This is a genomic window from Marinobacter sp. NFXS9, assembly GCF_040148665.1.
In the GTDB taxonomy this organism is placed as follows: Bacteria; Pseudomonadota; Gammaproteobacteria; order Pseudomonadales; family Oleiphilaceae; genus Marinobacter_A; species Marinobacter_A mangrovi.
The window spans coordinates 116,846-129,014 of the sequence record NZ_JAGDDW010000006.1 but is presented as its reverse complement, the minus strand read 5'-3'; the positions used below and the strand labels follow the sequence as shown (position 1 = coordinate 129,014).

Annotated in this window: 13 protein-coding genes; 2 read left to right on the top strand and 11 right to left on the bottom strand. The window is 62.4% G+C overall.

Annotation, left to right across the window (positions count from 1 at the left end; all coding sequences use genetic code 11):
• Positions 1 to 5: 5 nt before the first annotated feature.
• The 5 genes from J3364_RS11305 to ada form a co-directional block, all read right to left on the bottom strand.
• On the bottom strand, positions 6 to 632 hold the full coding sequence (locus tag J3364_RS11305) for a LysE family translocator (RefSeq protein ID WP_349558453.1): 627 nt from the start codon (positions 630 to 632) through the stop codon (positions 6 to 8).
• 102 nt (positions 633 to 734) lie between these two features.
• Positions 735 to 959 (bottom strand): hypothetical protein, encoded by a 225-nt coding sequence (locus J3364_RS11300; protein ID WP_349558452.1) that lies wholly within the window; start codon positions 957 to 959, stop codon positions 735 to 737.
• 85 nt (positions 960 to 1,044) lie between these two features.
• The gene (locus J3364_RS11295; RefSeq protein WP_349558451.1) at positions 1,045 to 1,398 is read right to left on the bottom strand and encodes a DUF1428 domain-containing protein; all 354 of its coding nucleotides are present in this window, start codon (positions 1,396 to 1,398) and stop codon (positions 1,045 to 1,047) included.
• A 109-nt stretch (positions 1,399 to 1,507) separates the two neighbouring features.
• A complete protein-coding gene (locus tag J3364_RS11290; RefSeq protein WP_349558450.1) occupies positions 1,508 to 2,416 on the bottom strand; it encodes a DNA-3-methyladenine glycosylase family protein in 909 nt (302 codons plus the stop codon).
• Positions 2,413 to 3,498 carry a bifunctional DNA-binding transcriptional regulator/O6-methylguanine-DNA methyltransferase Ada gene (ada, locus tag J3364_RS11285; protein WP_349558449.1) on the bottom strand — a complete coding sequence of 362 codons (1,086 nt, stop codon included), beginning with the start codon at positions 3,496 to 3,498 and terminating at the stop codon, positions 2,413 to 2,415. The genes J3364_RS11290 and ada overlap by 4 nt, the downstream gene beginning before the upstream one ends.
• Positions 3,499 to 3,832: 334 nt before the next feature.
• Between ada and J3364_RS11280 the strand changes: the two genes are divergently transcribed.
• Positions 3,833 to 4,234 (top strand): PA2779 family protein, encoded by a 402-nt coding sequence (locus J3364_RS11280; RefSeq protein ID WP_131478700.1) that lies wholly within the window; start codon positions 3,833 to 3,835, stop codon positions 4,232 to 4,234.
• 4 nt (positions 4,235 to 4,238) lie between these two features.
• Positions 4,239 to 5,222, top strand: a complete 984-nt coding sequence (locus tag J3364_RS11275) for a PA2778 family cysteine peptidase (protein WP_349558448.1) — start codon at positions 4,239 to 4,241, stop codon at positions 5,220 to 5,222.
• Between the two features lie 20 nt (positions 5,223 to 5,242).
• On the opposite strand, the gene J3364_RS11270 is transcribed toward J3364_RS11275, so the two are convergent.
• The 6 genes from J3364_RS11270 to J3364_RS11245 form a co-directional block, all read right to left on the bottom strand.
• A complete protein-coding gene (locus J3364_RS11270) occupies positions 5,243 to 6,094 on the bottom strand; it encodes a DUF2059 domain-containing protein (protein WP_349558447.1) in 852 nt (283 codons plus the stop codon).
• A gap of 150 nt (positions 6,095 to 6,244) precedes the next feature.
• Positions 6,245 to 6,964, bottom strand: a complete 720-nt coding sequence (gene phoU, locus J3364_RS11265; RefSeq protein ID WP_123634712.1) for a phosphate signaling complex protein PhoU — start codon at positions 6,962 to 6,964, stop codon at positions 6,245 to 6,247.
• A 26-nt stretch (positions 6,965 to 6,990) separates the two neighbouring features.
• Entirely contained in the window at positions 6,991 to 7,872 is an 882-nt protein-coding gene (pstB, locus tag J3364_RS11260; protein WP_349558445.1) for a phosphate ABC transporter ATP-binding protein PstB, read from the bottom strand.
• Positions 7,873 to 7,886: 14 nt separating this feature from the next.
• Positions 7,887 to 9,158 carry a phosphate ABC transporter permease PstA gene (pstA, locus tag J3364_RS11255; protein WP_349558444.1) on the bottom strand — a complete coding sequence of 424 codons (1,272 nt, stop codon included), beginning with the start codon at positions 9,156 to 9,158 and terminating at the stop codon, positions 7,887 to 7,889.
• A complete protein-coding gene (pstC, locus tag J3364_RS11250) occupies positions 9,151 to 10,539 on the bottom strand; it encodes a phosphate ABC transporter permease subunit PstC (RefSeq protein WP_349558443.1) in 1,389 nt (462 codons plus the stop codon). Before pstC ends, pstA begins: the two co-directional genes overlap by 8 nt.
• A 207-nt stretch (positions 10,540 to 10,746) precedes the next feature.
• Positions 10,747 to 11,799: a substrate-binding domain-containing protein gene (locus J3364_RS11245; RefSeq protein WP_349558442.1), complete on the bottom strand. Its 1,053-nt coding sequence runs from the start codon at positions 11,797 to 11,799 to the stop codon at positions 10,747 to 10,749.
• Positions 11,800 to 12,169: the final 370 nt, after the last annotated feature.

Here is a 12,169-nt window from a genome sequence, read left to right as displayed (position 1 = left end):
GACACTTACACCGGACGCCGGGCCAGCAGGGCCCATATTCCGGCTGCTGACAATAACGATCCGCCCGTGCAGTTAAACCAGCGGCGCGAACGGGACGAGGTCATCAGGCGTCGGGCGGAGGAGGCAAACAGGGCGTAGAGGGCGGCATTGAGGGCGCCCAGAGCGACAAATGTGGCCGCCAACAGCCAAAGCTGACCATGGCTCTCCGGCCCGGCAGTGACAAACTGCGGCAGAAACGCCAGGAAAAAGACGATGCCCTTCGGGTTCAGTGCCGTGACCACATAGGTGTTGGCAAACAGCCGCCAGCGGGATTGGGCAGCCACGGTATCCGGCAGGGCCAGCGGCGACAAGCCCGCCCGGAACAGCCGGAAGCCGAGATACAACAAATACAGACCGCCGGCCAGTTTGATAACGGTAAACCAGAAGGCCGAGGTGGCCAGCAGGGCGCCGAGTCCGATAATGGACGCCGCAACCGCCGTCGTATCGCCCAGGGCGACGGCAGCCACCAGCGGCATCGTCGCCGAACGGCCATGGCTCACCGCGTAGCTGATCACCGCGAGGATGGTCGGCCCCGGGATCACCAACAGGACGGTGGACGCGATCACAAAGGCAAACCAGGTTTCCAGGGACACAGGCACCTCCAGGGGCTCCGCTGCACGTCAGGGGAATACCGGAAACTTACCACCCTCAATCGCCCGGGCGTATCCCTTTCAGCGACTTTGAGCCTGAATCCATCAGGAAGCCGTGCCGGGAACGTAGGCCTGGATCAGGATGGAGATCCCCACCAGCAGCGGCAGAACGGTGTAGGCCAGGAAATGCAGGATGTAGCCGTTCCGCTTGCCCAGCTTCTGCTGCAGGATCTGCAGCTTGAGGAATTTCTCCGGCGCAAGATGGCGGCCCACCAGCGAGACCAGTCCCACCGCAATTGCAAACAGTCCGAATAAGAGGCCTATGTCCACCGCTGATACTCCCGTTAAAACCTGTCTGGATATGGAGCGGAGAGCTTACTAGAAGATGGCCATGGAAGGCAGACCTGATGATCCCTCACGCATCCACCACCTGCTCAAACCCGCCAAAGATCATCCGCTTGCCGTCGAACGGCATCTTGCTCATGTCCATGTTCATGCGCGGGTCTTCCATGGCTTGCTTCAAGCCGGTATCCCGAACCGCCTTCGAAGGCCACAGGATCCAGGAAAACACCACCACTTCGTCCGCCTTGCACTGGACGGCCATGGGGAAGGAGGTCAGCTTCCCTTCCGGCACATCGTCGCCCCAACATTCCACCAGCTGCAGCGCACCGTGGTCCCGAAAGATCGCCGCGGCCTCCCGGGCCATCTTGAGGTACGCCTCTTTGTTCGCTTTGGGAACCGGCACCACAAATCCGTCAACGTAAGCCATGTCGCCTCTCCTTTGATTGATGGGTGACAGGTATTGGTCGAACGGGGAGCCGGTATTTCGACTCTCGGTGCAAAAAAATCGACGGCAACAGGGGCGCCGGCTTCGGGAACTAATACCCGGCGGCGGACTGCAGTCCCCAAAGGTGGGCCGCCACCAGGGCGCGCCAGGGCGAGAAGGGTTCGAGCCAGGCTTTGGTCTCGGCTTCGGTGGGTTTTTCCGGGGTTTCCAGCAGAGTCTGCAGGTTGCGGCGCACCGCAACGTCACCGTGAAGGGAGCCATCCATCCAGCCAAAACCCCGCATCAGGGCATAGCTGACGGTCCAGGGTCCGATGCCTTTGATCCGGTTCAATTGTGCGCCTATGGCCTCGGCAGACGTCTCAGCCAGGGGATCTTCCAGCGGTAGCTCGCCGGCGACCACCTGCTCACTGACGGCCTTGAGCGTCGCCGCCTTGGTCCGGGACAACCCGGCCGCCTGCAACACGGCGGGCTCGGTTTGCGCGACCCTGCGGGCATCCGGCACACACCACAGCCCGCTGGAATGCGCCGCTCCGGCGGCCTGGATGAATCGTCGGCGGACGGAGACGGCCGCACTGACGCTGATCTGTTGTCCGGTCACCGCCCAGGTCAGGGCTTCAAACGGCGTAGCGGTTTGCGGCACCCGTAACCCGCGGTTGCGGGCGACCACGGGGCCCAATTGCGGGTGGTCGACCATCGCTGCCTCGAAGGCCTCCACTGGCTGGGTCAGCCCCAACATGCGACGCGTCATCTGGTCCAGCCGGGCCAGGCTACCTTCGGGTCGGCGACCGTCCACCACCAGCTCAACCACAACCTGGTTCGTCCCGAAATCCAGCGCCAGACACGCCGGCACGCCGTCCCAGAACAACCCTTTGCGGACACGCTGCTCCGTGACCTGCTCAGCCAGCTGCTCGCTGTCACGGCGGTGAAAGGCCAGGACATCCCGGGCGCGAAAGCCGGCTGGCAGCGGGATGGTTGTCCGGAGGGGCGAAGGTTCACTCAACGGCGTTCTCCTGAGGACGCCCTGGCTTCGTGTTCCAACAGGCGGCGTTTACGCTCCACACCCCAGCGGTAGCCGGACAAGCCGCCGTCGTTGCGCACCACGCGGTGGCAGGGAATAGCGCAGGCCAGCCGATTGGCGGCACAGGCGCCGGCCACGGCCCGCACCGATTTCGGGGAACCGATGCGTTCGGCCACTTCGGTATAGCTCAGGGTCTGGCCGGGCGGGATCTGGCGCAGGACGTCCCAGACCCGACGCTGGAAGGCGGTGCCGCGAATGTCCAGCGGCAGATCCAGGCCCAGCTCCGGTGCCTCGACGAGGCCAACCACCTGACTCACCACGGAATCAAAATCCGGCCCACCCGGCGCCAGGTCGGCCGCCGGGAAACGATCCTGCAGGTCGCGGACCAACACTTCGGGATCATCGCCCAACAGGATGGCGCAAATCCCCCCCTGGCTCTGGGCCACGAGCACGGCGCCCAGCGAGCAGGCACCCACCGCAAAGCGGATCCGGCTGTCGGGGCCGCCGTCCCGATAACGGCTGGGGGTCATTCCCAGTACCTCACTGGATTCATGATAGAAACGACCACTGGAGCTGTAGCCGGCCGCGTAGACAGCGTCGGTCACCGACTCGCCCTGCGCCAGGGCGGAACGCACCCGGTCAGCCCGTCGTTCGGCCGCGTATTCCTTTGGCGAGATGCCGGTCACCGCCTTAAAGGTGCGCTGGAGGTGAGCGGGGCTCCAGCCGACGGCCCGCCCCAGGCTCTCCAGGTCGGGCGGGGTTTCGGCGGTGTCGATCAGCCGGCAAATCGCCGCCACCTTTTCAGTCCGCTCACTGGCTGGAGACCCTGCCTCCGGCCGGCAGCGTCGACACGGCCGGAACCCGGCCCGCTCGGCCTCCGCTGGTGTGGCGTGAAAGGCAATGTTCTCGGGTTTGGCCAGCCGCGACGGACAGTTGGGGCGGCAGTAGACTCCGGTGGTTCGCACGGAATAGACGAAGGCACCGTCGGCCGCCGGGTCGCGAGCCAGCAACAGGGGCCAGCGCGGGTCGTCGGTAATCGCTGCGGTTGTGGCGTTGGTGAGCATCTCACCCCTCCTCTGATTCGGTCATCCTACGCCAAGACTATCGCCGCGGCCTACCCCGGACACTCCGTTTCTTGCGCCCGAATCCGGACGATTCAAGGCCGCCCCTGATTACGATCCGGTGAGGTGGGGAACCCACTGGGACTGGGCCTTGTGGGGTCATCTGCGGCGCAAGACTACGTCGCTTTAAGCGTCACATTAAACCCTGTTAACCCTGGATTCTCGGCACCGACGTCATCTGGCCCTAAACTATATGATGACGGTTGAATCATAAATTGCAGGCGTCGTTGCCTACTCTGGCCGGCGTCCAGACAGCGTATGACAGGAGTTAAAGCTGATGCACACAATAAGGCAGTACAACCGCCCCATCGCCACCCTGATGTCCGTCGTGATGCTGCTCTTTACCCTGGCTGCAGCCCCGGCCTCCGCCAGCGTCGTCGGTACCGGCGAGTTGCTGACCCAACAGCGGGCCGACATCGACCGTGAAGACCTCACCCGCATGCTGGCCCGTGACGACGTCAAACAGGCGCTGTCCGACATGGGCGTGAGCGAACAGGAAGTCCGGGACCGGATCCAGAGCCTGACGCCGTCCGAACTGGCCTCCTTCAAGCAACAGCTGGCGGATGCCCCCACCGGTGAGGGCGTCGTCGGCATCATCGTGCTGTTCCTGGTGATCTTCATCATCACCGACATGCTCTGCGCCACCGATATCTTCCCGTTCATCAACTGCATCCGCTAACGCCATGCCGTCAGTGAATGCTTTCAGGGTGGCTCCGACCGGGGCCGCCCTGCTCTTCCTGATTTTCAGCCTGCTCAGCGGTTGCGCCACCACCGCGCATTGGCCGGATAAGGCTCAGCTCGACCAGACGCCCTCCCGTCAGTTGGACACGGTGCCGTTCTATCCCCAGGAACAATACCAATGCGGCCCCGCAGCCCTGGCGATGATGCTCAACACCCAGGGGGCGGACGTCACGCCGGAGGCTCTGGTGGGACAGGTTTACCTGCCGGAGCGCCACGGTTCCCTGCAGTTGGAAATGGTCGCTGCCGCCCGCCAGCACGGCATGCTGGTGTATCCGCTGAAACCGACGCTGGACGACGTCCTGGCCGAAATCGACGCCGGTCACCCGGTGCTGGTCCTGCAAAATCTGCGCTTTGGCTGGTGGCCCCAGTGGCACTTTGCGGTGGTGATCGGCTACGACACCCAGGCGAATGAGATGATTCTCCACAGCGGCACGGAAAAGGCCTACCACGAGCCGCTGACGGCCTTTATGGCAACGTGGGACCGGGCGGACAACTGGGCCCGGGTGATGTTACCGCCCCGCGAGTTGCCCGCCACGGCCGAACCGCTGGACTATCTGGTCAGCGCCAACGACCTGGAGACCACCGGCCAGCTGGAAGCCGCCCGCGCCGCCTACCAGACCGCCCTGGCGACCTGGTCGGATCAGCCCGCGGCCTTGCTTGGTCTGGGTAACATCGCCTATCGGCAGCAGCACTGGGACGAGGCCTCGAAGCAGTATCAGCGCCTGACCGCCGATTTTCCGCGCATCAACGCCGGTTGGAACAACCTCGGCGAGGCCTTGGCAAAACAAGGCTGTGGTAAAGCCGCCGCCCGCGCCCATGCCTGCGCCCGCAGCCTGAAGCCGGAGCGCTATGACGACGCGACGAGCGCGGCTATCGAAGGGAACGCACCGGCCGACTGCCCCGTGGTGGATTGCCCCATCCCCTGAGCGGTCGACCGGCTCCGGCGTTATGAGCCGGCGGCGTTGGGGTTGAGCAGCCGCACCAACTGGTTACCGACCGACTCCACCGGTTTCAGGATGGCCTGCTGAATGCTGTTGGTGACGACCCGGTTATAGGCGGCCCCGGCATCGGTTTCCAGAAAATCCAGATACTGATCGATCTCATCGATGCTGAAGTGCTCGTAGGTATACAGGTAGGCGGCGTAGACCTGCTGCTCCACGGCACCGCGCAGCATGAAGCGTTGATCCTCGATCTGCTGCTTCATCTGCTCCAGGGTCGGGCCCTCCTTGCCGCTGAAGGCGGACATGGCCGACGCCAGCCCCAGTTGCACGGCCACGGCCGTATCCACCGTGCTTTCGGTCGCCCGGGAGACGCGGTCGAAGCGGGAGAAGGTGTCGGCCCTTTCGGTGCCCTCGTATTTTTTCACCAGGGATGGGCCCTGCGTCTCGATGGTCTTCCAAGCCGCCGGGCGGGACGCGGCAACTTCCGCCTGAGCGATCCGCTGGCCCAAAGGCGTCTGGTACCAGTCCCGGACCGCTTCCAGCTGGCCGTCGTCGAGTTTGCTGGCCAGATCATCCACCACCTGTTGACGGATGGCCGCACTGCTGAAGGCCCGACTGACGATGCCACCCACCATGTCGGCGACCATCGGATCCACCTGGCCGGTCTGCTTCAGACCCTCGCGAATGCCCTCGCTCATCATCGCCGGGTACTGGTCGATGATCTCGCCCAGCGGTGACTCGCTGACCACGGATTCGGACAAGGGGCTGGCGTCCGCCAGACTGCTGGCCAGCACCAGCGCCATCAGGGTCAAACGCCGCAACGGGGCTAATACATTGGGGGAAGGAATCGCTCGCATTACAGATGTGCTCCTGTTTTCGGTCCGCCCGTTATGCCATGGCGTCCCGGATGCAGCAAGGGATCTGCAGTACGATTGGATGACGGTTTGGTGAGAAAGTGGACAGGCGGCCCGACCGGACAACCGGTCCGACCGCCTCGGGAGTCACACTCAGTTGCTGACAACCTTCTCGGCTTCTTCCATCGGGGTGTGGCGCACGTCCTCACCCTTGGCCATGAAGATCACATGCTCGGCAATGTTGCAGGAATGGTCACCCACCCGCTCGAGCGCGCGCAGCACCCACATGACGGACATGCAGCGGGTAATGTTGCGGGGATCTTCCATCATGAAGGTGACCAGCGTGCGCGTGGCGGCCTGGTACTCTTCGTCCACCCGCTTGTCTTCCTTCATGATGCGCAGGGCCAGCTCGGAATCCAGTCGGGCAAAGGCATCCAGACTGTCGCGCAGCATCTGGCTAACGTGATTGCCGATGTGACGGGTCTCCACGTAACCGCGCGGCGCCTTGCCTTCCTCGGACAGGCTCAGTGCAAACTTGGCGATCTTCTTGGCTTCGTCGCCGATCCGCTCCAGATCCGCCACCATCTTGATGACCGACAACACCAGGCGCAGATCCCGCGCCGCTGGCTGGCGCCGGGCGATGATGCGGGTCGCTTCCTCGTCGATTTCCAGCTCCAGCTGGTCGACCTGCTTGTCCCGTGCCCGGATCTCGTCGGCGCGATGGCCGTCACCTTCGATCAGCGCGTCGATGGCATCCACCACCTGCTGCTCGACCATCCCGCCCATGCGCAGGAAATCTTCCTTCAGACCGGCCAGATCTTCGTTGAACTGGTGGGATATGTGATCGCCGTATACGTCTTCGTCATTCTTCATCATCAATCTCCGCTCGCAAACCTGGATCAGCCAAACCGGCCGGTTATGTAGGATTCAGTCAGCTCATGCTGGGGTGCGGTAAACACCTTGTTGGTTTCATTTACCTCCACCAGGTGGCCCAGGTGGAAATAGGCCGTCCGATCGGACACGCGGGCCGCCTGCTGCATCGAGTGCGTCACGATGATGATCGTATAGCTCTGGGACAGTTCAGCGATCAGCTCTTCAATGCGCGCGGTGGCGATCGGATCCAGTGCTGAACAGGGCTCATCCATCAGCACCACTTCCGGACTCACGGCGATGGCTCGGGCGATACACAGCCGCTGTTGCTGGCCGCCGGAAAGGCCGGTTCCGGGAGAATCCAGACGGTCCTTGACCTCATTCCAGAGGCCGGCGCCGCGCAGACTGCGTTCGACGATGTCATCCAGGTCCGATTTGCGGTTGGCCAGCCCGTGGATGCGCGGGCCGTAGGCCACGTTGTCGTAGATGGATTTGGGAAACGGGTTGGGCTTCTGGAACACCATACCCACCCGGGCACGCAGCTCCACCACATCCCGTTTGGCGTCGTAGATGTCCTCGCCGTCCAGCTGCAACTGGCCTTTCACGCGGCAGATATCGATGCTGTCGTTCATCCGGTTCAGGCAGCGCAGGAAGGTGGATTTACCGCAACCGGACGGACCGATAAAGGCAATCACCTCGTTCTTGGCGATATCCAGGCTGATGCCCTTGATGGCGCGGGCATCGCCGTAAAAGACTTCCACGTCACGCAGGGTGAACTTCGGATCGTCGGCAAAAGGCTTACCGACCGTTCGACCTTCCAGTTCGGCGTCATTGAACGTCGCCCCGGCATTGGTCTCGGGCTCGTCTTTGACCGGCACGTCCTGGTCAATCGCCGGATTCATCGTATTCATACTCAAATCTCCTGTTACCACCGACGCTCAAGGCGACGGCGCAGCCAGATGGCCAGGGCATTCATGCCGATCAGGAAGGTCAGCAAGACCATGATCGCGGCGGATGCCCGTTCAATAAAGGCAAGTTCCGGGCTGCCCGCCCAGAGGAAAATCTGTACCGGAAGCACCGTGGCGGCATCCACGAAGCCGGACGGGACATCCACGATAAAGGCCACCATGCCAATCAGCAGCAGCGGCGCGGTTTCCCCCAGCGCCTGGGCCATGCCGATGATGGAACCGGTCAGCATGCCCGGCAGCGCCAGCGGCAGCACATGGTGCAGCACCACCTGCATCTTGGACGCGCCGATGCCTTCGGCCGCTTCGCGGATCGACGGCGGCACGCTCTTGATAGCAGCCCGGCTGGAAATAATGATGGTCGGTAACGTCATCAGCGTCAGCACCAGGCCGCCCACCAACGGCACCGAGCGCGGCAGACCGAACAGGTTGATGAACACCGCCAGACCCAACAAGCCGAAGATGATCGACGGCACTGCCGCCAGGTTGTTGATGTTCACCTCGATGAAATCGGTGAATTTGTTCTGTGGCGCGAATTCCTCGAGGTAGATCGCCGCCGCCACACCGATCGGGAACGACAGCAGCAGCGTTACCACCATGGTCAGTACGGAGCCCACGATTGCCCCCAGGACACCGGCATGCCCCGGATCCCGGCTGTCGCCATTCTGGAAGAACACATCGTTGAAGCTGTTCTGGATGATGCCCCGCTCCTGCAGCTGATCCACCCAGCCCTGCTGTTTCTCGGACAGCTGGATGGAATAGTTGGGATCGTCGGCGTGCTTCACGTAGACGCTGACATCATCGCTGACCAGGAAGGTCATGGTCTGGGTAGTGCCCAGCAGCGACGGGTCCGCTTCCAGGGTATCGCGCACCTTGTTGGCGGCGTAACTGCTCAACAGGTGCCCCAGATCCCGATCGTCACTGTCGCCGGCTTCCGGCACGACGCCGTGCAGGGCGGCCAGCAGCGGCGCCTTGAAGTCGGCCATGCTGAAGGCATCCTTGTCCGTGGCGTCCTCCAGGTACATGGCTTTCGGGTCGAACCGGACCTCAAGGGTCATGGTGGTCTTGATGAACCCGGTATACCCCTTGCCGATGATGTCCGCGAACAGCGTCACCAGGGCGGCCAGGGCAATGGCAATCGCCAGGATGCCGTAGAGGCGGAAGCGGCGCTCCTTGCGATAGCGCCGTTTGAGGGACTGGCGGACCAGCGCCGCCTGCTCATGATTATTCATACTGTTCCCGGTACTTGCGTACAACATGAAGAGCGATGACGTTCAGCGCCAGGGTCACGATGAACAGCATCATGCCCAGGGCGAAAGCGGACAGCGTCTTGGCACTGTCGAATTCCTGGTCACCGGTCAGCAGGGTCACGATCTGCACGGTGACAGTGGTCACGGCTTCCAGCGGGTTGATGGTGAGGTTGGCCGCCAGTCCCGCTGCCATCACCACGATCATGGTTTCGCCAATGGCGCGCGACACGGCCAGCAGGATGCCGCCCATGATGCCCGGCAGGGCGGCCGGGAAAATCACCTTGGTCATGGTTTCCGCCTGGGTGGCACCCAGGGCCAGGGAACCGTCGCGCATGGTCTGCGGCACCGCGTTGATCACGTCGTCGGACAGCGATGACACAAACGGAATGATCATGATGCCCATCACCAGACCGGCGGCCAGCGCGCTTTCGGTTGAGGCATCGAGCCCCATCCAGCCGGCCGCATCGGCGATGAACGGCGCCACCGTCAGCGCCGCGAAGAAGCCGTACACCACCGTCGGCACACCGGCCAGCAGTTCCAGCAGCGGCTTGACGATGCTGCGCATGCGTTTGGAGGCATACTCCGACAGGTAGATGGCCGACATCAGCCCCACCGGCACCGCCACCACCATGGCGATCCCGGAAATCAGCAGGGTGCCGACAAACAGCGGAATCATGCCGAAGGAACCGGACGAGCCGACCTGATCCGCTCGGATCGCGGTCTGCGGACTCCAGCTGGTGCCGAAGAAAAATTCCAGGAACGAGACTTTGTGGAAGAAATGGATGGTCTCGAAAATCACCGAGAAGATGATGCCCACGGTGGTCAGGATGGCCAGTCCGGCACACATGAAGAAAATCTTGCGAAGGGTCGACTCGACTTTCGCCCGCGCATTGATGTGCGGCGCGATCCGCAACCAGGCGACGAACGCCCCCAGTACCGCCACACAAATGACCAGGATGGTCATCATCAGTTTGCTTTCAGCCCGCAGAGCGGTCAGGCGATCTGCTGCACCGGCGATAGGCTCGGGCACAAATTCCGGCGACAGGGCACCGGACGCCACATTGCTGATCTGGGACAGGATCAGGCTGGCCCGGCCCGGCGAATCCGGTTGGATGTCCGCCGGCAGTGAGCCGATCACCAGCGTCTGGATCACCTTGTCCTCGAAGCCCAGCCACAGGGCGAAGATGATCAGGGCCGGCAGGCCGCACCAGAGCGACGCGCGTGCCGCGTAGTAGAACGGCAGCGACTTGAGGTGTCGGATGCCGCCCAGCGGGGTCGCGAGTGCCCGGGACCGGGCGTAGCCCAGCGCAAAGGCGATCCCGATCAACACCACCACCAGCGGAAACAGATTACCCGGTTGCATGTTGTCTCTCTTTCGGTGAATTCAAAGAAGCCTCTGCAATGACCCGTCTGAATCAGACCGTTGCAGGGACTCCCTTGTGTGGGACACCAGTCTAGCCTGCTGCTTCGACTGAGTCACAAAGTCATCTTTTGATGCGGCCTTCAATATGCGAAAAGTGCGGAGCCGATATCGGCCCCGCACTTCCCGTGACTGCCTGACTGAGCGGGCTTATTTCAGCTCGTCACCCGTCATCGGCGTCATTGCCTTGGCGTTCTTGGCCTGCTGAACGCGGGCATCGCGCGGCAGTGCAATCAGGCCGACGTCAGCCAGGTAGCCGTTCGGACCCCAGGTGCTTTCGCTGGTGAACTCGCCCACATACTCGGGGATCCCCGGGATCACGCCTACGTGCGCTTTCTTCACGTAGAACCACAGTGAACGGGCCAGCGGGTAGGCATCGCTGGAGATGGCCTCCTGGGTCGGCTGCTCACCGTTGATGGTGGCGGCCTGCAGGGTACCGGAGTTCTCTTCCAGGAAGCTGTAGCCGAAAATGCCGTAGGCGCTGGTGTCGCTGGCCAGCTTCTGAACGATCAGGTTGTCGTTCTCGCCGGCTTCGATGAAGGCGCCGTCTTCACGGATGCCCTGGCAGACTTCGTCTTTCTTGTCGCCAGCCAGTTCTTCGATGTTGGCCACTTCTTCACAGCCACCTTCCATGGCCAGCTCGACGAACGCGTCGCGGGTACCGGACGTCGGCGGCGGACCCATCACGCGGATCGGCTTGTTAGGCAGGCTGGAATCGACGTCGCTCCAGTTCTTGTACGGGTTGGCGACCAGCTTGTCACCACCGTCGGGGTCCGGAACCTGTTTGGCAAGGGCCAGGTACAGTTCTTTCAGATTCACATCCAGGTTTTCGGCCTTGTTGGAGCTGGCGATCACGATGCCGTCACTGCCGATTTTCACTTCGACGATGTCCTTCACGCCATTGCTCTGGCAGCGTTCGAACTCGCTCGGCTTCATACGACGGGATGCGTTGGTGATGTCGGGGTGCTCGGTGCCGACGCCGGCACAGAACAGCTTCAGACCGCCGCCGGAACCGGTGGATTCCAGCTTCGGAGTGGGGAATTTGGTGTTACGGCCGAAACGCTCAGCCACAACCGTCGCGAACGGGTAAACCGTGGACGAACCGACGATGTTGATGGTGTCACGAGCCAGGGTCGGCGTGGATACGGCAGCCAGGGCGCCGGCTACCGCAACACTGGCGACAGCTGTCTTGATAGTTTTCACGTTGAGCCTCCATACATGCGATTTTTTTCGCGGGCTCTGCTGGTCGTTGTGAATGTGTGCGTCAACCAGGCCCGCTTTACAAACCGGCAGTCGTGAGCCGATGAGTGAGAAGACTAAGGACTCTTTGTGACACTTATATTACAGCAAGCACCACCGTCTAGATTTTTTTGGTGCGCGCTGTCAACACGCCGCTTTGATGCAGAACACGGCGATTGATATAAGCCATCAGTGAGCCCCGCGTGTCATGAAACGGAAACCGTCATCCTTTATGGCCCGCCCATCCGACCCTCTTAGCCATTGGTCGGTCGGGGCGATCATTTTTGTTGCAGATGCGTCCGATGCCACTAACATGAGAGCTGGGGAGCCGGTT